Here is a 21,287-nt window from a genome sequence, read left to right on the forward strand (position 1 = left end):
AGGGATATGTATTGCTGTCACGGTTTTTGGCACTTTTTCACATTCCTCAAAGAGAAAAAAGCTATCTTTGCTTGTAATGGGAACAAGTGCCGCCTTAATGATGATCGCAGATCGTTTTGCTTACATATATCGTGGCGATGAAAGCACTACGGGATTTTATATGGTAAGGGTATGCAATTTTCTTGTGTTCTTTTTTGTGCTTGTCATTCAGCACTCCTCCAACTGGTATCTCAGCGATATGTGCCAGAATACCGAGGAGATAGGAAAGATACCTATGCGGCTGAGGATAAATGAGGTAATACTCGCTGTCGGTGTGATACTTTTGATAATATCGCAGTTTACGGGGCTTTACTACACCTTTGATGAAAGCAACCGCTATCAGAGATCAAGCGCATACATTATCTCATACATAATACCCTTTTGCGTATGGGTGATAGAGTTCTCCGTTATCCTGCATTTCAGAAAGAAGATAAACAGGCTGATGTTTTATACGCTTGCAGTATTTACGGTCTGCCCGATAATTGCGGCGGTCATGCAGTTCTTTATGTACGGGCTGTCGCTGAATAACATAGCAATCGTTGCGATGACCGCAGCACTATGTGTAGTTGAGATAATCAGCAACGGACAAGAGCTTACTGCCGCACACGAAAGAGAAAAGGAACTGCTTGTTCAGGAGCAGAAGAATATGCATCGCATGGTGATGCAGTCGGCTTCGGCACTGGCATCGGCAATAGACGCAAAGGACAAATACACTCACGGTCATTCAAGGCGTGTAGCGGAATATTCGGAAATGATAGCCGAGGTGTACGGCAAGACCGACGGCGAGTGCCGTGACATATATCTTGCGGGACTTCTGCACGATGTCGGCAAAATAGGCATTCCGGACAATATAATCAACAAGGACGGCAGACTCACCGATGAAGAATTTGCGGTGATAAAAACTCACCCTGCTATCGGTGCGGGGATACTTAAAAAGATAAATATTGCACCTTTTATAAGCATTGGCGCACACTTCCATCATGAGCGCTATGACGGCAAAGGCTATCCCGAGGGACTAAAAGGCGAGGATATTCCCGAGATAGCAAGGATAATAGCAGTTGCGGACGCTTACGATGCCATGACATCAAAAAGGAGTTACCGTGACGCACTGCCGCAGGAGGTAGTAAGGTCGGAGATCGAAAAGGGCAAAGGCACACAGTTTGACCCCAAATTTGCAGAAATCATGCTGGGGCTTATGGACAGAGATACAGATTATCAGCTTCAGCAGGACGATGTGTATGATGTGTGAGAAATAATTAACAAGGAGGACTGAAGCGTGAGAGAGGACTACAAATCCGCCAAAAAGCTGGCGGAGGACGCAGTAAAGGAAGCGAAGAAAAAGGGCGTGTCGCCCTATCTTCCTGTGCTTGACGAGCAGACCGCCGCAAAGAGCAGCGGTAATGAGATACATTTAGGGCTCATGGAGCTGCCTGTCAGCCGTATCATCGGCAACAAGGAGCAGGGACGCAATTCTGCCTTTGCGAATAACTTCATGCCCCTGCTTGAGGAAGGCACGGAGTTTGCTTCAAAGTGGTCGAATCTGTATGATTCATTTTTGCAGGAGGGCATCAGAGACGCAATAAAGGTCTATGAATTCATGAACGATTATTACGTTCAGGAGGGCAACAAGCGGGTATCAGTGTCTAAATTCGGCAATATGGAATTTATCCTTGCTGACGTTTACAGGATAATGCCCGAACCGAATGACAGCCGTGAATACAAGGTATATGCCGAGTATCTGGATTTTTATGCGGCAACAAAGAATTTCTACATTGTGTTCTCCGAGCCGGGAGAGTACACACGCCTTGCCGATCTTCTGGGACAGGACTTGAACGGCAGGTGGGACGACAGTCTGTGTGCCGAGCTAAAATCGACATTTTTCAGCTTTTGCAGAAAATGCAAAAAAGCTCTCGGCATCACCGACCACCGCACATTGTCGGAAGCGTTCCTCATGTACATATCCATATTCCCGCTTAAAACGCTTACCCGTGACAGCGAGGAGCAGATAATCAAGAACATAAAAATGGCGAGTGCAGAGCTTAATTCAAGGGCATCTGCGGAAATCGCCTATCTTGAATCCGCACCCACGGGAAATGAACAGTCTGCAAATCCGTTTATTAAAATGTTCGGCAGAAAGAAGTACACCGCAGCTTCGCCCCTGCGTGCGGCATTCATATATGACACCGAGCCTGATGATTCACGCTGGACGGACAGCCACGAGGCGGGCAGACTTTACGTTGATGAGATGACGGGCGAAAACGTTGTGACCGAGCGGTATATCGGCAAGCCGCAGGAAGCTATCGAACGAGCGATAGCCGATAAGAACGAGATAATCTTTGCGGTATCCGAGAGCATGATACCCGACGTGCTCAAAGCCGCCGTACAAAACCCGAATGTGAAGTTCATCTGCTGCTCGGCGGGGCAGAAGTATTCTTCGATCAGATACTATCACGGCAAGCTCTATGAAGCGACCTTTCTTATGGGCATTCTTGCTGCCAATATGCTTCTGCGTGAGGGCGGTGACGAGCCGAGACGTATAGGCTATCTTGTAAACTCTGCCGATGAGCTGAATTATCGTGACCTTAATGCCTTTGCAGTTGGTGTATCGCTCATAGACCCCGAATGCAGAGTGCTGCTGGCATACGATAACGGAACAGATTCCCGTGAGAAATGGTCGGCACAGGGCGTGAAATACTATGCCGATTTTGACTACTCGGGCAGAAATGATACTATGAAGCGTCCCGGGCTTTACCGTGTTGGCAATACTAAGGACGAATACATCGGCACCCCGTATTTCAGCTGGGGCAAATACTATGTTCAGATAGTTCAATCGGTGCTTTCGGGCGCATGGGAGCTGGGCGAAAAGCTGAAGAATAAAAATGCTGCCGGCTACTGGTTCGGACTTTCGACAGGCGTTGTGGATATAAGAGCGAACAACCTCGACTACCGTACAGACAAGCTGCTTGCGTTTTTCAAGAATTCGATAGTAAACGGCGGATATGACCCCTTCACGGGCGAGCTGCACACAAATTCGGGAATGGTAATGCAGGCTGAAACAGAGCGTAAGGTGGGCATACCCACCGACCGTCAGACCATGAAAACAAGCGATATAGTTTCTATGGACTGGCTGAACGACAACATTGACGAGCTATGAAGATACTGATCTTAGCAGACGAGGAATGCAAGGCTCTGTGGGACTATTTCACTCCCGATAAGCTGGAGGGCATAGACCTGATAGTTTCCTGCGGCGATCTTAAAGCGGAATATCTGGAGTTTCTGGTGACGATGGGCAAGATACCAGTGCTGTATGTCCCCGGCAACCATGACAGCAAGTATACCGATCACCTGCCCGAAGGCTGCGAGAATATTGACGGCAGGATAGTTACCGTTGGCGGACTGCGCTTCTTAGGACTTGGCGGATCGATGAAATACGGTGACAAGCCATATATGTACACCGAAAAAGAAATGCGCCGTCGAATCTGGCACACTAAACAGACTATCTTCAATAACTCAGGATTTGATATTCTTGTCACTCATTCCCCTGCAAGAGGTTACGGTGACATGGACGATCTGCCGCACATGGGATTTGAGTGCTTCAACGAGCTGCTGGAGCGCTGTCAGCCTAAGTTCATGCTTCATGGTCACGTCCATGCTACTTACGGCAGCCGCTTCAGGCGTGTGCTGAACCACCCAAGCGGTGCTAAGATAATCAACGGATTTGAGCGGTATATCCTTGATACGGGCGAGGACTGCAAAAGCACTCTTACCAGAAAGGATATTGTGCAAAGAATGATAACAGCTTTCTTATAAAAACAAGCGGCACTTGGTGTTCAGATCAAGTGCCGCTTGTTATATTTGGTGGAGGAATATTTATTGCTTTTTCTTTGATACAACTATACCCGCCATAAGTAATGTTACAGCAGCTAAGGGAACTGACGAGCCTGTTGCAGGATTGCTTTCTGATTTGGTCGGGCTTGATGTCTGCGAGCTGCTCTGTGCTTTCGATGAACTGCTTGCTGACGAGCTGCTGTCGGCAGAGCTTGCAGCGGAAGAACTGTCGGGAATGCTTGATGAACTATCGGGTATACTTTCCGGGCTGCTTTCTGATGAACTTTCAGGCTCTGAGCTGCTGTCGGGTACTGAACTGCTGTCCGGCTCAGATGTATCCTCGGTGTAGTAACTGTCCAAAGACTTCACAAGCTCCCAGTTGTACTGCGGCTGGTGTTCGCTCCAAAGCTCATCAAAATTCAGAGCAAATGTTGCCACATGATACAGCGGTCTTTCCTTGAACTTGATATCATAACCTTTTTTATAGCCGTCCTTGTATCCCTGAATGTACTCCTCGGAATAAGGGTCGCTGTCCTCATATACCTCCGGCTCATCGTTGTAGCTTGTGCCGTACTCATTATCGTTTTCCATATCCTGAGCAGCCGCCAGCTCACCCCGGTACTCGCCGTCATCTATGCCCTTCTGATAATCGGTCCTATGATCCTTCAAGCCATCAGCGTACTGTATTTCATATTCTTCCTTGTACGCCTGCTTGTAGGCTTTAAGATATTCCTCTGTGTGTTCCTCGCCGTCATCGGGTACATCGTTGTAGCTGGCGTACTTTTCGCCGTTAAGTCCGTCACTGTAGCCTACCCAAGCGGCTGATTTTCCGTCAGCTGCTCCTTTTTCGGCTTCGGTCACAGGCTCAGGCTCTTCCTCTTCTTCCTCATAATATCCCGGCTCATAATCCGGGTCATTAAAATCCTCCGGAAGAAAATCATCGGTGTTCATACCTATATGGTAGTGCATATCCTTGACTACCGCAGGACCCAACTGTCTGAACAAAGGATAAAGCTGATCCAGCACTGCATTGAAATCTTCCTCCGACAGACCATCATTTCCCTTTGTCTTTTCGGCATTGTACATATCCGTGAGGATAACTTTCAGATCATTGGTTAACTTCTCATACATTTTATCTGAGTTATGATCGAATATCCCGAAAAAGACATCATCTGTCAGAAAACCCATGAGAGCTTCATTCTGCTTTATTGCCTCGGCATCCGAAAACTGCTCCTTTAAGCTGCCAAAATAATCGGCGAGCGCCTGTCTTTCATCGGGAGTCTTGCCGAAATACAGCTCTAAAAGACCGCTGACAGCTCCGTCGAAATCGCCCGAAAAATTTTCTCTTGTAAGCTCACCCGACAGCCAGTCCATAAACTGTCTGATAAATTCTTCCTTTGTGATATTTTCAGCGTCCCTGACAGTTACACCCTGCACTCCGACATCGGCTGTCTTTGAAACTATCGTCATTTCTTCGCCTATCCACTGAACATTTCCGTTGGAATGGATACCCCAGCTTTCGGGATAAACGTAATTGATAATATCATTTTTGTTGCGGGTCTCGTGGATATTGTCATATACCTTATCGCTTTCGGAAGCTGCGGGAGCTTCAAAGGTATAGACATACAGATCATCGGAAGAGGTTTTAAATTCAGCATTATGCTCGTTTATGTAGACTGCCGTAAGATCTGCGACTGCACCCGCCCTCGAATAGCCTGTTATCCACAGCTTTACATCTGTAAGCTCGTTGTCGGCAAGATAATCTTTTATCCTGTCATTGACCTTTTTGGAGGCATCGGAAAAGCCTTTAATATCGCCATCTACTCCTGCGGTGAGGTTTGAAGCCCACTCGCTGTCATACTTTGAGCCACGGATTGCAACAGCCACTAATTCCTGTCCGTCAATATTTTTATGGGCGATAGCAGTTCCTATAGTATCTTTTGTGGGCTTATCGTTCATGTCTCCGATGGCAATATCCTCAAAGCCAATGTCACTCAGCAGGTCAGTGACATAGGACGAACCATCGACCTCCATAGTTGAGAGAGCCAACGCCATAGACATAGTCCTGAGGTGTGTTTTAAGACTGTCGGACGATTCGGCAAAGTAGCTGTCGCTGTAAAAATACGGTTCCGTTGCCGCTTCCTCGGCGAATGCAGGCATATAGGTAAAGCTGCCCTTGGTTACATCATCTGTATCGACAGCAAAGGTGTTAAAAGGCAGCGAATAAGTCAGCATAACGACGCTTGCGGCAATACTTACGGTTTTAATCATAGCTTTCATGGAAAACCTCCGTTTTGTTTGTATGACAGAAAAAACAACTAATGACACGATATGAGATTCATTATACATTTATTATATCATTTTTTTGAGTTCAAAACACTCAGCGGTTTGGTGAATTTCTGCCGCACTTAAACCATTTTATTTGCGGTATCTCGGGCTACATTCAGGTCTATGCCGAGAGCATCAGCCTTGTCAATGGTGATCTTGCAGCCGGGCTTTATCTTCTGCATTATCAGCTTCATAGTAGCCTCGTTCACCGCAACACACCCGCCCGTATAGGGCTTTACAAGACTCATGCAGTGGAAAAAGAAGCAGGAGCCTTCCTCGGGTATACATTCCGTATTATAGCCCATATCGAGAAAATAAGTATATTCATAGGTGTAGTCGATAAGATGCTCACACTCGTCGGGGTCAAGCCCGGGAACGTCGTTGATGTTGACAAACTCGTTGAAGTGCATTCCCTCACGCATATCACCCGACCAGTAGTCGTCCTCTGTCACCTTTGTGTATTCTATCTGACAGCCGGGGTCGTCTGCGATACCGTAGGCTTTGCCGACCGTGAAAGTCCCGATAGGCGTTATGGCATGGTTACAGTCTGCATCACCCATACCTTCAAGCCCGATATAGCCCGGCATCTGGAGCAGCATTTTCCAACTGCCATCCTCGTCCTTTTCGTGCATACTCACATAAGCGGTGGTGTCACCCACGCCCGCAACGACTATTATCTGCTCGGCGTCCTTGACTGCATCGAGCTTAGTCAGCCACTCGGGGGAATCAATTACCTTCTGATTCTGTATTGAGAGGTCATTTTCTGCACTCGCCGAAGCTGTGGAACTGTCTGTTTTCGTAGCATTGTTCTCTGTCACGGAACTGCTTTCTGAGCTTCCACAGGACGTCAGCATGACCGACATTACGGCGGCAGAGGTAATGACCGCTAATGTTTTTCTTTTTACAGATGTATGATTTTTCATAGTATTTTTCCTCCAATTCCACAATTCTGTTAATGAACACTGTTTTCAAATCAATCATTTATGGTGCTGTCATAGCAAGCACGATGACTGCCATGTATTTTCCGATAAAACCGCTTATTTTTTACTTGTGATTTCCTCTTTATACAGTGATTTTAATGCCTTTGACATTGGAACATTATCATTACAGTGTGTAAAGATGTATAGGCTATAGATTTATTATATCATTTTTTTGAGTTCAAAACACTCACCGGTTTGGTGAATTTCAAAAGTATTATCTCTGTTAAGATACGATTCTTTCTTCTTCCGATTCTTAAAGCTCCCATACCATAACAACACCTCCTATGGTTTCTATCATACCATAGGAGGTCTTTTTTGTCACTGTACATTATTTATGGTTCGGTTCAAGACTGATACTCTTTTTCTTTTGTATGATATTGCAAGTTTTAATACTTTTAATCAATACACCAAAACAGCTTTTGAAAAAAAGAAAGCAGAAATCAAGCCAAAACTAATCCTATCTTTTCGCAAAATTATTGATTTTGCGAAAAATCGAGGTTAGGTGCATAGTCTAACATCGGCTGTCTTTGTTTTTATAAAGCCACCCTGCTGATTCATTGAAGACTCGCTCAAAACAGATTATCTTGCCAAAAGAAAAGAGTATCAGTCTCCGTGTGATTGGAGATTGATACTCTATTTTGCTTTTATTGCTATAGAACTTTTTTGACTGACCTTTGCTTGTCCTCTCGACAAACAAAAAGAGGACGGCTGTTCACCGTCCCCATAAACACTTGCTTTTTATCCCACCATGACTTCCCCTGAAGTCTCGCCCGTGAACTCACCGCCGTCAAGAACATTCACCGCAACAGAGCTTATATCGTCGGCAGTCACACTGTTGGAGATGCTGTCACCCGTGATGTTCAGCGAGAGGTTTCCGCCGTTCGAGCCGTCGCTGCCCCAGCGACCCGTAGCCGCATTTACAAGCTGACCGTTCGCACATTCAAGGGTGTTTCCGCCGTTCAGATCCACAACGGAAGTCGTGTTCGTGATATAGAACATCTTCTGTTGATAAGGGAAAAGATATTGGAGTGGAGTACGTTTATGTATCAGACGGTGTATACAATAAAAGAGGAAATATTAAAGAGGCTGAAAAGATCGTTGAACTGTTAGCCAACCATTTCATAAATCATCCGGAGAGAAGCGTAGGAATTATTACTTTCAGCATTAATCAGCAAAGCGTTATTGAGAAAAAACGGAGAACCTACCGAAAAGGAACAGCTCTTCAATTCGATATTGGAGAACGCCAAGACTATCCCCGTTCCAAATAGTAACACCAGACCCATAGCAATACATACCAACAAAGCACTTACTATTGTCAAAGCGACTTGTAGTAAGTGCTTTATTTCTATAAGCTTTGTATCTTCTGCTTTCCGATGAGTATAAACATATTGATTTTTCACAAATGATTTCAAACTTAAAATAACAGCACTCTATTTTTGTTACCGATATTAGACCTGTCCGCTAACCCGAAAATAAGATACTATGAGCAATACAAGAAAAACGACCGCAGACGTGCTATCGCCATTCAAGGGCGTTTGATGCAGTAATGTGAAATTTTATCCGAAAGATTTGTGTTGGTATTTTCTTGGATCGCTATATATTGATATTGTTCCTGAGTCAGTTCATTTATGTTTACATATCCTCCCCCTTAGAATACACACAACCCCAAAGTGTGGATTCTAAGGGGTATTTTTATGCCTGAACGAAAAATACAAAAAGCTGCATATGGATCGAATTTTTAATGTTGACTTGGAGTTCGTGTATTATAATAAAATCTGCCTGTTGATTTATCAGCGACAGTCAGGATTTATAGATTATAAAATTCTTATTTAATAGAACAACGAAGGCAAAAAGCAGGCAACTTTTTTCAGGAAATTAACAGTTTGAAAAAGGAAATTTTTAATATATCATCGGGAAATACAGCATTTTTCACAGTATTTATCAATTCAAGCAGTTAACGGTTTTGTCTTGAAAATCAGCAGGAAATAGTGCATAATTATTATATAGCATATTGTACTGTACAAAGCTTGCCGTTTACCTTCCAGCCTGCAAAATCGTAGCCGTCCAGATAAGGTGCGCTCGGTACAGTATAATCTGCGGTTGTGTAGGTCTCGGCATAGACCGTTGTGGATGTGATGATGCCGTTGATGTCGACCGACTTGATCGTGATCTCGGTCCTTGCAAACTCCTCACTGACGGTAACATCTTCATCCAGCATTGTCAGCGTATTGCCGTCAAATGTTCCTGCGCTTGCAGTATATCCCTTGAATGTGGGATCGGTCGGAGCGATATTGCTGCTAAGTTCAAGCTCCACATTCTCGCCGCTCGCCGCATAGACAATACCATTGTAGAACACGCCTGTTTTGCTGTTTTCCGCAAGAGCGACCTTCACATTTTCGCCGCCTGAAACGGTCTTGGCAAGCTTGCCGAAGTCTGTGCTGAATTTATTAAGCTCCGTATAATAGCAGTTGGTTGGCGTAACCTCGCCGTTATGCTTCTGAATAAGGTCGAGATTACCGGTGTTCTGATTGTCACTCGGTACAAACAGACAATTCGTGACATTCTTCGTGCCGTCTTGATCGCTCCAGCCTAAGAATACGCCCTTTGCGGTTTCGCCGCCTTCCAGCTTGCCTGCAAATACGCAGTTTTCGATATCAATATCGCTGCCGAGACCATGACCGAGGATACCGCCGATGTGAGATCCGCCATTAACAGTCGCAGTAGAGATGCAGTTCTCGATCTTGTTGTTTTCACCCCTTGAGAAACCGACGATCGCTGCCGCGTGTGTTGTACCCGTGATAGTTCCGGAAACATTCAGGTTCCTGATCGTTGCGCCTTCGATATAGCAGAACGGTGCGGTGCCCTGATTGGTTTCGTCGGTGATGTCAGCGGTAGCTGAAACAATTGAGGTGATAATAATTGGAACTCTGAAAATCGCTGTTTGTGAGTACGGTTTGGATGAATATGCAGATGAGACCGACTGCTTTCACGATCGGTCTCATCATACACTTTTTATTGCACTATTTGGCGTTTACACAGAATTTTGGATCAACTCAAATAATAATCCCGAAGCCTCGGTATTGTATACAAACCCATTGAACTGCTTGCCGAATATCACGATGACCAGCATCAGTACGATCAGGGTCACGATGCCGATAACGGTGACATCGGCATCAAGCTGTTTTTTTATCTGTTTTGCTTTTCTTTGTGTGCATCGAGCACTTCTATCAACAGTTGCAGTACGAAGTTTTCACGGTACGCCATACCATAGGCATGGTCGCTCTCGGGGATCTTCGCATTTTCCTCAAAGGCGATGTGCGGATCAACAAACACAGGAACGAACCGTTCTGACAGCTCGCCTTCATCATATTCAGGCTCGGAGACCTCATCGGTCACTTCGCAGAAATAGTAATAGTTATTCTGGATAAAGCACTCGTCTTCGTATTTCAGCGACTTGCGAATGCGGTGGATATAGCCCAGCTCATCTATCGTTTCGGGGATAACGTGCAATCCTGTTTCTTCGAGAGTTTCTCGGATAAGAGCATTTTCCCTGCTTTCACCAGGCTCGATACCTCCGCCCGGTAACTTAAAGTAATTATTTTCAAGACTGTGGATCATAGCAATCCTGCCGTCGGAAATAATTATCGCTCTTGCAGAATGCCGCACCGTCAAACGTGTGCAGTTCTCGTAATCATCGCTGTCCATAATATGCAGTAATCTCATGACCGTCATCACTCCTGTCTGCATTTTGTCAGTACTTTTTCATATTATTATACCATACCTCGTCCGCGCCGTCAACAGGCAGACACGGTAATATAGATATTGTTGACGGGATCGTGCATATCGTGGAAACCGCCCCCGATTGTTCGGGAGCTGTCAGTTATCACGGTTATTTTTTCTCCGCCGTTCCCTGCTCCTGCTCTTTCACAAGTATGACCTCTCCGTTTTTCGCTCTGTATACTCTTACTCTGTCGCCTTCTTTAAAACCATCGGTGTTGGGGTAGCTGTCAGCCTTGCTCTTTTTCAGACGGAAAAAGAGCTTTTTCTTTTCCTGTTCATTTTTTGCTCTGTAGATCGGCTCATTCGCTTCCCAGACCACATCTACAGTATCGACATAACTTTCATAAGTTTGCTTACTTTTGGAAATACAGTCTGCAAGACCTCCTATTGTGCCAAGGAGCCCGAATGCTGCCGGGAAAAATGACAGGACCCACACTAAAGCAATTATGACATTACCCTTAAAAAAATAAAGTACAAAGATCATAAGCAGCCAGAATGCGGTGAAACCGACTGCCCAAGGCAGAGCGTCCCAGATGATACGATCCAATTCTTTTCTCTGCTCACCTTCTACGGGAGTGAACTGTATCCCTTCATAAGGATCAAATTTTTCAATATCTTCATCTATAAGGTTGTCATTATCGCCATACCTTGCAGGGACAAGCATATCGATGAAGGATCCAAAGTCCTTTGCAATAAATTCGATCAAATTCAATTCAGGATCGATCCCCACTACCCTGGGTTCTCCTTCATTTCCGCACTCACGATAATCTAAAAAGATCATACATAAGCCGTCATCCGAGGGACATACGGGCACGCCGATCTTCGGATAACCTACCCCTTCATTTTCCCAGAAGTCACTTTCATCTTTTCCGATACCGTAAATGCCGTCGATCAGCCATACCGTGCTTCCGACCCTATTATTTTTTGGGCATCCTCCGTTTTGAACACGCATCAGGGCAATATAGGATTCGGGTAATTTATATCCGATCTCCTTTTCTATGTCCCGAAGTTTTTCGTCAGAGAAAGACTCAAGTTTAAGATGATCGTATTCACTGCCGCTGTCCCAGAAATCATTCATATCTACATTATCAAACATTTTCTTATCTCCTAAGGTTTACTTTTGTTCTGTATCGCATATTTGATTTTAGCACTATTTCCGCAGTTTGTCAAGCTCAGACGCCTGCTTCCGCAAACAGATAAGAACGATGCCCCGAAGCGCTCTGAACACTTCGGGGCAAAGATCTTATTCGGCTGTGATGTCACTGTCCTTCATGGAAGAAGTACGGCAGTGCGTCATAGATATAGTGACGTACCTGCGGCCAGTAGTGAACGTTGCCTGCTGCTTCGAGGAAGTAGAAGTTGCCCTTCGAGAAATCGCTCGTGTAGGTGAAGCGCTTGGTATCGCTCTTGAGGGAGTTTATCAGCGGCACCATGTTATTGTAGGCGAGGTCTTTCGTTCCCGTTGCGGCAAGGACGAAGTAATCGCGCTTTGAGTATCCGCTCTTGTCTATCGCATTCTGGATGCCCTGTGCGCCGTCCCAGCAGTGACCGGAGAGCGGCATATAGTACGCGCAGATGTCGAGATTATTGCAGAGCATCTTCCAGGTCGAGCCGCCGCCCATGGAGAATCCGCCGTAGGCTCTGTGGAAACGGGATGCTTTCAGGCTGTCGATGCTTGTGCTGCCGTTTGCGTAGGTCGAATACTTGCCTTCCACGTAGGGGATGATGCTGCGGCGCATCTCGTCCCATACATAGCCTGCACCCATGTTGTTATCCGAAGAGGGGCAGCCGTTGAAGGTCGGCGTAACAACGATCATCGGCTCAATATCGCCGTTTGCGATCATGTTGTCGAGCATTATGTCAATGTCGATACTGCTGTCGTTGAAGCAGGTGTTTTCATTTTCTCCGCCGCCGTGCATCAGGTAGAACACGTTGTACTTCTTCGACTTGTCGTAGCCGTAGGGGAGATACACGTTCATGGACTTGCTGCCGTTGATGCCGTTATAGGTCTCCTTGACAACAGTTCCGTGCTTTTCGGGCTGCTTGAAGTAGCTGTCGGGCGCAGCCTTGTACTGAAGGTTCGCGTTGTAGTTGTACGGTACCTTTTCGGGCTCTGCCACGGGGAATTCCGTGATCTTGCCGCAAAGATACGAGTGGAGCGCGGTCACGTCATTCTCGTCGATAGTTCCGCTGCGGTCAACATCCGCGTTCTGCTTTACGATCTTGTCGGTGATGCCTTCGGAGATGCCTCTCTTGAGCTTGACAAGGTCAGAGATCGTGATCTCTCCGTCCAGATCAACGTCGCCTCTTCTGATATCTGCGTCGGTTATGACTGTCGATACAGGTCCGACTATCTTTGTTCCTGCGGGAGCGGCGATGACCTCATCCAGATAGAAATCGCAGGTCTCCTGAGTGGTCTCAGCCACGAGAACGAGCTTCTCGGCGCCTTTCGGTATAGTAAACGAAGAATTGTAGAGCTGAACGAACTCGCCGCGTTTCGCCGAATCCTGAGCTATCTTTGCGTAGTTCGCCTCGCCGTTGAGCTCGTACTGGAGGGTGAGCTTGAATTCGGTGGGGTCGGAGCCCTCAAGGTTTGCAAAGCAGGCGCTGAATGCGTAGCTCTTGCCCGGCACGAATGTGCTTGTGCTGAGCTCTCTCTGACCGCCGTTCCATGCCGAAGTTCTTCCCGAGAAGAGCATGGATCTTGAGCCCTTGTACTTTGTATCGTAGCTTGTCTCGGCGGTGCATCCGCCGCGTCCCGACCATGTGTCCGAGCCGCTCTCAAAGGTATCGTGGAACAGATAACTGCTCGTGTCCTCGATCGGTGCGGTGTTCGAGGATATCTCGATATTTGCGCCGACGGGAGCCGCAATGACCTCATCCACGTAGAAATCACAGGTCTCCTCGGTAGTCTCGGCGATGAGCACGAGCTCCGACGCACCTGCGGGGATAGTATAGCTCGGGTTGTAGAGCTGGATGAACTTGCCGCGCTTTGTCGTGCCCTGAGCGATCTTTTCGTAGTAGACCTCATCGTTCACCTTGTACTGGAGAGTGAGCTTGAACTCGGTCGGATCGGAGCCTGTGAGGTTCACGAAGTCCGCGCTGAACGCATAGCTGTTGCCCGGTACGAATGTCGAGGTGCTGAGCGATTTCATCCCGCCGTGCCATGTGGCAGTCCTGTCCGACAGGAACAGCGACTTCGAGCCCTTTGTCTTTGCAGAGGTGCTTGTCTCAGCCGTACAGCCGCCGCGTCCCGACCAGCCGTCGGTGCCGCTTTCAAATGTGTCGTGCATATAGTAGCCGTCAGCGTCGGGCTCGACTATCGTAGGTGCGTTCCACTCTGCGCGTTCATAGTCGAAATAGTCAACGTCCACATAGCCGCCCGTAGACTTGGTGGCGTAGCTGTAGATAGCATTTCTGTAGCCCGTGAAGAGTTTCAGGTCGTAGGTCATGCCGACGGTCGTGCCTATCTTCTTCCACGAGCTGCCGTCAGTCGAGTAGTAGAAGTTCACCTTGTCGATGTTGTTCGAGACATTGTAGTTAGAATCGACCGTGTTGAACTGGAAATCGGTCTTGAGGTAAACGGTGTTGCCGCTGAGGGAGACCTCTTCCTGTATCTTGTCGGCGCTGTTCATAACGTCGCTGTTGCCGTAGTTGGCGTTGGTAGCCATGTATATCTTCTTCTCGCCGCTGTCGGTAACACGCACGCCGACGTTTCCGTAGTTGTACTGGAACGCCGAAAGACCTGCGCAGTCACCCGGCTTCATGTTGGAGACATCCATCTTGATAACGCCCGAGCAGGACGGACCCTCAGTCCTCATGGTCAGGGTATTTCTCGCGTGGATGATGCTCTTTGCGGTGTAGCCGTTCTTGAGACGCAGCCAGCCGGGTCTCTCGGTCACCGACCAGTAGCGGTTGTCGGGGTTGTGGTTCCACTGCCATTCGAGCTTCAGCTTGTTGGAGCTGTAGTCGAACTCGTCGTCCTTCGCCAGCTGTGTGCCCTTATGGCTTCCGGGGATGTCGAGTACAACGGGAGCCTTGCCGTTCACGCCCATCATCGGCCAGCCGTCCTGCCATGTAACGGGCACAAGAACGGGGATACGACCCACCGAGCCGTGATCCTGGAACAGCAGTCCGTACCAGTTTCCGTCGGGAGTATCGACGATACCGCCCTGAGCAACGCCCGAGCCATACGTTCCGAGACCCGAATTCAGCACCGTCTTGCCCTCAAAATTGCCGTTAAGGCTCTTGCTTCTGTAGCAGAGCTCTATTCTTCCGCTGTTGCTCGGCCATGCGATGAGGAACACGTAGTAGTAGCCGTTTATCTTCTGGATGTGCGAACCCTCGCCTGCGAGGTTATCCAGTCCCGTCTTGATGATGGTGCGTTCGGTCGCGCCGTTTGCGAAGCCCGTCATCTGGGAGTTGAGCTCCTTGATCTTGATCTCACCGCCGCCGCCGAAAACGAGGTAGTTCCTGCCGTCATCGTCGAAAAGGAGCGATGCGTCGTGATACATACCGTTGATCTCGCTCTTCGTCCAGTTGCCGCTCTCGATGTCGCTGGTCTTGTAGATGTAGGACTTGCCTGTGCCGTAGCTTCCGAAGAACACGTAGAAATTGCCGTCGTGATACCTGAGGCTCGCCGCCCACGAACCGTGCGCATAGTCGTGCTGACCGTTCGAGAGGGTCTGCTTTGCGCCGTCGGCCATGGTGTCGTAGACGTAGGAGCATATCTCCCACGACACGAGGTCTTTCGACTTCATGACGGGCACGCCGGGGTTGAAGAACATGGTGGTGCTCACCATGTAGTAGGTGTCGCCGACCCTGATGATGTCGGGGTCGGGAACGTCCGCCCATATCACGGGATTTGCGACCTGTCCCGATTCAAGGGCGTTGGCATGGACAGACGGCATCCCGCCCTGAACGAGTGCAAGACAGGACGCAGCCATCGCTGCCGATGACAGTACTGACAATATTCGTTTCGTTATCGTTTTTGAACTTGACATAACAACTTCCTCCGAACCTTTATATTTCGGGCTGCATCGCCGTGCAGCCTTGAATTTACAGCGTTTTGACCTAAAAATACGCACAAATTTGTTGAAATTAGTGCATACTATCTTTATTGTTAAATATTATAGCACAAGCCCCGGATCTTGTCAAGTACGATATATAAGTATATAAACTCTGAAAGGTTCGCAATTTGAGGTTAAAAAAACTTCCTTTTTATGGTAGTTTTGTGAGTTCTGAATAGATAAAGTACAAATATCAACAAAAGTATAACTTAAAAATGTAGTTTCTTTGTAAAATTTACAAAAGATTCACAAATGAGGGCGCTCTCTGTTACGGATTTGTGACACCCGTGTGGTATAATATTAGTATAAGGATTCTTCACATGAGTTTTACATCAAGTAAACTATTTGTGAGAAAAGACTATAACCGCCCGCAAAATCCGCCGCAGAATGATACATCTGCACAGTATATTGGGGCAAAAGCGCTGATATTTTGTGTATCTTTTGTAAACTCTTCGCAGTGTCAAAATGTTCATATCGGACGAACGTGTTAATATCGGATACACGGCCATGAAAGCTGTCACAGCCACAAACGACAGATCACTTTCACCTCCTTTAAATAATATTCTGGATCGGCAGCCCCTTCGGGGGCTGTTGGTCTTGCTGCCTGCGGGTCTCCCCCAATATCACCCGCACTCCCACGGTAAAAAAGCCGGCAGTTCAAAAAAACTGTCGGCTTTTGCTGTCATGTGTTACTCTGCGAGGTCTATCACGCCGTTTGCGCGGAGCTGCCTGAGGAAGGTGAACCTTGCGATGTCCTTGCATTCGGGCTTTATCATGTAGTACATATAGTGTTCGAGCAGGTTGAAGGTCTCGTAAGTTCTGCCCTCTATCTTGAAGTGGCTGAATCCCATGGGGACGTATTTGTTCCAGATGTCATCGGGGGAGATGTGCGTGCTGAGCTGCTGGATGTCAAATACAGTCCTGTTGACGCTGGGACATTTGTCGAACATCGCACCCTGCGGGAACTGCTTATTGAGCATTTCGGGAGTAAAGTTGGTATTCGGGTGCTTTCTCACGTAGTTAGCTATCTCTATCTGCTGTGAGCCGATTATCCTGTAGTGCTCGGAGCGTCTTTCGCAGGCTGGGTCACAGCACGCATTCACGAGCAGCTCGCACTTGTCCTTGTCGGGTATCTTTTCGAGAATATCGAACTTATTGTTCAGATCGTAGTCGATGACCACCAGATGATAGTCCTTTTCGAGCTCGGAATACAGAGCCTCGGGGTCGGTGAGACGCTTGCAGGTCGAGCTTGTCAGCTTGTACTTCGGGTAGGTCTTTCTGATATGCTCCTCAAGATACGGCGAAAATACGATAGCCTCGTTCAGACCGTTGTCCGCGATCGTCATCACCCTGTTGCAGAAATCGTCGTATATGTGCTTTTTCTCCAGCACGGGGTTGGTGAAAGTGAATCTGAGGGGGATGCCCCTCTCGTTGAAAGACTCGGTAACGGTCTTTATATAGTCCCTGTCACAGTAACCGCCGCACAGTCTGCCGCCATTCCACAGCGAAGGCGGAAAACATCCGTAGACGGAAGCGATCTCCACACCCTCACGGAAATACTGCGGACACCGTTTCAGCATCTCCGCAAAGACCAGATTGAATCTGAAATGTCCGGCAAAATCCGGCAAATGAAACCGTACTCTCATAATAATATCCTCTTTCGTCTTTTGTGCGGGACGCTGTCCTGTGCTCTTTCGGGCGGATAGCATCACTCGTCATAATTAATAGTATAGCCGAAACAGAAGGGTTTGTCAACCGTTTACCGAAAATATTCCCGCGGGCGGCGCAAAGCGAAAAAAACGAATTGCGACAAAAATAGTGACAAATGTAACTGCATAAAGTGACAGATGACATCTTGCGCTCACTCCGAAAGTGTGGTATAATCACATCATAGAAAGAAAGGAGTGACCGACACGAAAAAGTTCGGCGCAAAAAACGTATCAATCATCATCTCAATCATTCTTGGAGCAAGCGGTATAATATATAATTCGCTTCTCACAGAAGAAACTGCGTTCTCGGTTCCCGCAAAGGTGATCTCCGCAGTTGCACTGGTCTATGCGGCAGTAATGCTCATCTGCAACATGGTACACCTCATTTCCGTAAAGAGCAGCCCCGACAAGGCATCGGCAGAGGCTAAGGAAAACAAGGCATTCAAGACACTTCTGGCTGTTTCCTTCCTGCCCGTCACCGTACTGCTCGGCGTGAGCATCTACGCTATGTTCAGCGGCGTTCCCGCAGGACACTTCGGCGACCTCGAAGCATTCAACGCATCCTTCGTTTACTGGGGATTCGCAATGTGTGCTATCCCTGTTCTTCCCGCAGCACTGATCTATCAGGGCGTATACCTCGCAAAGAAGCTCAGCGCAAAAATGGGCTGACAGAGAAAAAGCTATCTACACAGCTGCCGAAAGACAGCAGATTCATCTACAATAGAACAAAGAAAACAGTCACGGTAGGAGCTTCATACAGCCCCTACCGCTGCTGTTTTTCGCGGAGATCAGCGTGCGGAGATCAGCTGGGGGAAAACCTTTTGAAAAAGGGTTATCCCCCAGACCCCCTTCCTAAAACTTTTAATACTTTTTGGCAAGGGGTGTTGAGCCACTATAGATAGTCTTGACTTAAATGTTTGTAGTTCTCTTTATTAATAGTATACCCCTTGCCAAAAAGACGTTCATAAGTGCATAACGCTTCATTCAGCGATTCGGACTTAGTCGAGCGGTGGTATCAAGCCCACCCACCCTACATATCTAACCGACAGTCAGACGGTATCTCTTGAAGCGGCAAGAGCCTATCTTCCCTAACACAACCAACTGACAACATATTAAAAGTCTTTGGAAGGGGGTCTGGGGGAGAACCTTTCTTCAGAAAGGTTTCCCCCAGCAAAACCCGCAAAAAAAATAAAAAAATTTTTGAAACCGTGAAACTTTTTTTGGCTTTTTTCAGACTATTATTATGAAAGGAGGCGATGAGGCCATGGACGAAGTTACGAAGCGCTTTGAAAAGATATACAACAGCACATACGATTATCTTTACAAGTATCTGATTCTAAAAGCTGACACGAGGGAAACGGCAGAGGACATACTGCAAAGCGTATACCTCGCATTCTATAAGAAAATGCAGGAAGGTGCAAACGTGCTCGACCCCAAGCACTATCTATTAAGGATGGTAAAGCACAAGCTTGCTGACCATTACAGCAAGAGAATAGTTATGGAAAGCATCGATGAAGCGATGGGGGTCGTGGACGAGGACGCTTTAAGGCAGCTTGAACGGAGCGACAGCTATATATACGAAGAGGTTCTGGAGAACCTGAAAGCTACCGACGAACTGACGTACCGCATTTTCCTGTTGTACTTCGGCTATGACCTCAAAATAAAGGAGACAGCAAAACTGCTTGGAGTAGCGGAGATGACCGTTAAGAACAGGCTCTACCGAACTCTGAAAAAACTACAAAAAGAAATGAAGGAGGGCGACAAAAATGCGTTATTCAGAAGCTGTTAAGAGACACAAAGAAGAAACAAAGCAGAGAATATTGAGCAATATACTTGAAGCGGCAGAAAAAGAAAAAGCCGCTGCCCTTTACACAGACAACGACGGATCGGAAATAAAGGCAACAGAAACAAATACAAACGAAAAGGAGACTATTACCATGAAAGAAACAATGTTTAACGAAGTCAGCAGATTCAGAGGCGGCGCTATCGCAGCAGCCTGCGCAGCACTTATCATCGGCAGCGGAGCAGCAATTTACGCAAAATCGTCAAATATCCAGAAAGACCCCAACGTGTCCCATGTGACCGCATCGACAAGCAGCAGCGGCTCTTCCATGGCGGCTATGAGCAGCATAGAAGCTGACGAGAACGACACAGCTTCTGACACCGACGAGAGCATTTCGCGCGATGAAAGTTCTGTAGATGACACTTCTTCGTCTGCGGACAGCACATCCTCGAAGAAGTCTTCTTCCTCTTCGTCGAGCGACACATCCTCGAAAAAGGCAACCACATCCTCTTCCGTGAAGGATACCACCTCGTCCTCGGCTGACAATAAAACAAAGACCACTACGCCCGACCCCGACGTGAAGGCATCCTTCGACGATCTTCTTGCTTCGGCTGATTTTGTCATCGCAGGTCAGATCGTAAGCGCAGAGCCTGTGACCATCACCAACGTTGACGGCAGCACTCAGTACTGCATCGCATATGAGATCTATCATCAGTATAATTACCTCAAGAACACCAAGCAGCTCCTTTTCGTTGACGAATGGAACACCACCATCTATCAGCCTGTAGCAGAGGGCACCAAGCCTGCTCTCGGCTACAACGACGAAGCGATCTTTATGGCATACGACAGCGGCAGCTACGGAATGATAAAGACCGCAAGCAACGGCGTTTTCGCTTACAACAACCACAAGTTAAAGAGCGTCAATTCGGGAACTGACAGCGTCAACAACGCTATGACAGACTACATTCTGAACAAGGTCCTTTACGGCAGAGACCGTTACACCGTTGAGTACTGGATCAATACTATCTTCGGCGCAGACTATGAGTGGAAGACTGTTTACGACGACAATTATCCCTTTGAAGCAACTTTCGCAAACTGGGACGAGACTCAGAATAAATACATCCTGTCCGAAAACACCAACCCGCTGTGGGATCATATCACCCATATGCTCATAGATGATGAAGACTACTACCACTATTTCCAGACCGAGTACCCGACAGGCTCCGAATATGACCCGATCTTTGTAAGCGACTGCGACAAGTTCGATATTGCCCTGAACGGTATGTTCCTCAACACCAAGTCAAATGCTGTCAGCTTCGACTTCACGATCATGCCCAAGAGCGGCGATATCGTCCTCAACGACGGCGTATTCTATGATCTGAAGACTAATCCCGACAAGATCCTCGCCGACATGGGCAAGTACTTCAATACAGACTCTATCATTGTTACCAAGGGCTCGAAGTTCTCGCTCTACCCCGACAACTGCATCAGCTTTACTGTACTGTTATATCAGGCAGAGCCTAACGGAAAGCTGAAGTTCGATCTCAACAAGGAATTCAGCATCACACTCGGCGGCATCTACAACACCGACGGTTCCGCTATCTACGGCTCCGAGATAAAGCTCGACTTCAAGGTAGACCCCAGGATCCTTGACGGTGTCGGCGACGAAGTGACTGTCATCTCTTCCGCAAACGCTGACTAAAGCAATAATGACCAAAACGTTAAAGACCCGAACAGCCATCAGACTGTTCGGGTCTTCTTTACGGATTAT

General features: G+C 47.4%; 15 protein-coding genes. 7 read left to right on the plus strand and 8 right to left on the minus strand.

Annotated features, from left to right (window positions below):
• Window positions 1-160 precede the first annotated feature (160 nt).
• From BT142_RS01475 to BT142_RS01485, 3 genes are read left to right on the plus strand one after another with little or no spacing between them, the layout of a single operon-like run.
• Entirely contained in the window at window positions 161-1,288 is a 1,128-nt protein-coding gene (locus tag BT142_RS01475; protein ID WP_242940020.1) for an HD-GYP domain-containing protein, read from the plus strand.
• A gap of 27 nt (window positions 1,289-1,315) precedes the next feature.
• The gene (locus tag BT142_RS01480; RefSeq protein ID WP_072416427.1) at window positions 1,316-3,193 is read left to right on the plus strand and encodes a BMP family ABC transporter substrate-binding protein; all 1,878 of its coding nucleotides are present in this window, start codon (window positions 1,316-1,318) and stop codon (window positions 3,191-3,193) included.
• Window positions 3,190-3,849: a metallophosphoesterase family protein gene (locus BT142_RS01485; protein ID WP_072416428.1), complete on the plus strand. Its 660-nt coding sequence runs from the start codon at window positions 3,190-3,192 to the stop codon at window positions 3,847-3,849. Before BT142_RS01480 ends, BT142_RS01485 begins: the two co-directional genes overlap by 4 nt.
• Before the next feature lie 60 nt (window positions 3,850-3,909).
• On the opposite strand, the gene BT142_RS01490 is transcribed toward BT142_RS01485, so the two are convergent.
• From BT142_RS01490 to BT142_RS01500, 3 genes are all read right to left on the minus strand, one after another.
• Entirely contained in the window at window positions 3,910-6,147 is a 2,238-nt protein-coding gene (locus BT142_RS01490; RefSeq protein WP_072416429.1) for a lipase family protein, read from the minus strand.
• A 128-nt stretch (window positions 6,148-6,275) separates the two neighbouring features.
• On the minus strand, window positions 6,276-7,118 hold the full coding sequence (locus tag BT142_RS01495) for a hypothetical protein (RefSeq protein WP_084659264.1): 843 nt from the start codon (window positions 7,116-7,118) through the stop codon (window positions 6,276-6,278).
• Window positions 7,119-7,913: 795 nt separating this feature from the next.
• The gene (locus BT142_RS01500) at window positions 7,914-8,174 is read right to left on the minus strand and encodes a hypothetical protein (RefSeq protein WP_072416430.1); all 261 of its coding nucleotides are present in this window, start codon (window positions 8,172-8,174) and stop codon (window positions 7,914-7,916) included.
• A gap of 29 nt (window positions 8,175-8,203) precedes the next feature.
• Between BT142_RS01500 and BT142_RS19365 the strand changes: the two genes are divergently transcribed.
• Window positions 8,204-8,443: a P-loop NTPase family protein gene (locus BT142_RS19365; RefSeq protein ID WP_207647519.1), complete on the plus strand. Its 240-nt coding sequence runs from the start codon at window positions 8,204-8,206 to the stop codon at window positions 8,441-8,443.
• A 731-nt stretch (window positions 8,444-9,174) separates the two neighbouring features.
• Here BT142_RS19365 and BT142_RS01505 read toward each other — a convergent pair.
• The 5 genes from BT142_RS01505 to BT142_RS01525 all read right to left on the minus strand — a co-directional run bounded on the left by BT142_RS01505 (window position 9,175) and on the right by BT142_RS01525 (window position 17,670).
• Window positions 9,175-9,567 (minus strand): hypothetical protein, encoded by a 393-nt coding sequence (locus BT142_RS01505; protein WP_072416431.1) that lies wholly within the window; start codon window positions 9,565-9,567, stop codon window positions 9,175-9,177.
• 794 nt (window positions 9,568-10,361) lie between these two features.
• On the minus strand, window positions 10,362-10,898 hold the full coding sequence (locus tag BT142_RS01510) for an NUDIX hydrolase (protein WP_242871887.1): 537 nt from the start codon (window positions 10,896-10,898) through the stop codon (window positions 10,362-10,364).
• Between the two features lie 166 nt (window positions 10,899-11,064).
• Window positions 11,065-12,051: an SMI1/KNR4 family protein gene (locus BT142_RS01515; protein ID WP_072416433.1), complete on the minus strand. Its 987-nt coding sequence runs from the start codon at window positions 12,049-12,051 to the stop codon at window positions 11,065-11,067.
• A 163-nt stretch (window positions 12,052-12,214) separates the two neighbouring features.
• Window positions 12,215-15,958 carry a family 43 glycosylhydrolase gene (locus BT142_RS01520; RefSeq protein WP_072416434.1) on the minus strand — a complete coding sequence of 1,248 codons (3,744 nt, stop codon included), beginning with the start codon at window positions 15,956-15,958 and terminating at the stop codon, window positions 12,215-12,217.
• 755 nt (window positions 15,959-16,713) lie between these two features.
• Window positions 16,714-17,670, minus strand: a complete 957-nt coding sequence (locus BT142_RS01525) for a hypothetical protein (protein ID WP_072416435.1) — start codon at window positions 17,668-17,670, stop codon at window positions 16,714-16,716.
• Between the two features lie 258 nt (window positions 17,671-17,928).
• On the opposite strand from BT142_RS01525, the gene BT142_RS01530 reads away from it, so the two are divergent.
• From BT142_RS01530 to BT142_RS01540, 3 genes are all read left to right on the plus strand, one after another.
• Window positions 17,929-18,402 (plus strand): hypothetical protein, encoded by a 474-nt coding sequence (locus BT142_RS01530; protein WP_072416436.1) that lies wholly within the window; start codon window positions 17,929-17,931, stop codon window positions 18,400-18,402.
• A gap of 595 nt (window positions 18,403-18,997) precedes the next feature.
• Window positions 18,998-19,522: an RNA polymerase sigma factor gene (locus BT142_RS01535; RefSeq protein WP_072416437.1), complete on the plus strand. Its 525-nt coding sequence runs from the start codon at window positions 18,998-19,000 to the stop codon at window positions 19,520-19,522.
• Between the two features lie 148 nt (window positions 19,523-19,670).
• A complete protein-coding gene (locus tag BT142_RS01540; RefSeq protein ID WP_139182153.1) occupies window positions 19,671-21,218 on the plus strand; it encodes a hypothetical protein in 1,548 nt (515 codons plus the stop codon).
• The last annotated feature ends 69 nt before the right edge of the window (window positions 21,219-21,287 follow it).

Source organism: Ruminococcus sp. YE71, assembly GCF_900119155.1.
Taxonomy (GTDB): domain Bacteria; phylum Bacillota; class Clostridia; order Oscillospirales; family Ruminococcaceae; genus YE71.

Bases quoted from the DNA above. Each gene is read 5' to 3' on its own strand.
- BT142_RS01475 (WP_242940020.1), top strand. From the start codon at position 161: ATGGTAAGGGTATGCAATTTTCTTGTGTTCTTTTTTGTGCTTGTCATT.
- BT142_RS01485 (WP_072416428.1), top strand. From the start codon at position 3,190: ATGAAGATACTGATCTTAGCAGACGAGGAATGCAAGGCTCTGTGGGAC.
- BT142_RS01490 (WP_072416429.1), bottom strand. From the start codon at position 6,147: ATGAAAGCTATGATTAAAACCGTAAGTATTGCCGCAAGCGTCGTTATG.
- BT142_RS01495 (WP_084659264.1), bottom strand. From the start codon at position 7,118: ATGAAAAATCATACATCTGTAAAAAGAAAAACATTAGCGGTCATTACC.
- BT142_RS01500 (WP_072416430.1), bottom strand. From the start codon at position 8,174: ATGTTCTATATCACGAACACGACTTCCGTTGTGGATCTGAACGGCGGA.
- BT142_RS01510 (WP_242871887.1), bottom strand. From the start codon at position 10,898: ATGAGATTACTGCATATTATGGACAGCGATGATTACGAGAACTGCACA.
- BT142_RS01515 (WP_072416433.1), bottom strand. From the start codon at position 12,051: ATGTTTGATAATGTAGATATGAATGATTTCTGGGACAGCGGCAGTGAA.
- BT142_RS01520 (WP_072416434.1), bottom strand. From the start codon at position 15,958: ATGTCAAGTTCAAAAACGATAACGAAACGAATATTGTCAGTACTGTCA.
- BT142_RS01525 (WP_072416435.1), bottom strand. From the start codon at position 17,670: ATGAGAGTACGGTTTCATTTGCCGGATTTTGCCGGACATTTCAGATTC.
- BT142_RS01535 (WP_072416437.1), top strand. From the start codon at position 18,998: ATGGACGAAGTTACGAAGCGCTTTGAAAAGATATACAACAGCACATAC.
- BT142_RS01540 (WP_139182153.1), top strand. From the start codon at position 19,671: ATGAAAGAAACAATGTTTAACGAAGTCAGCAGATTCAGAGGCGGCGCT.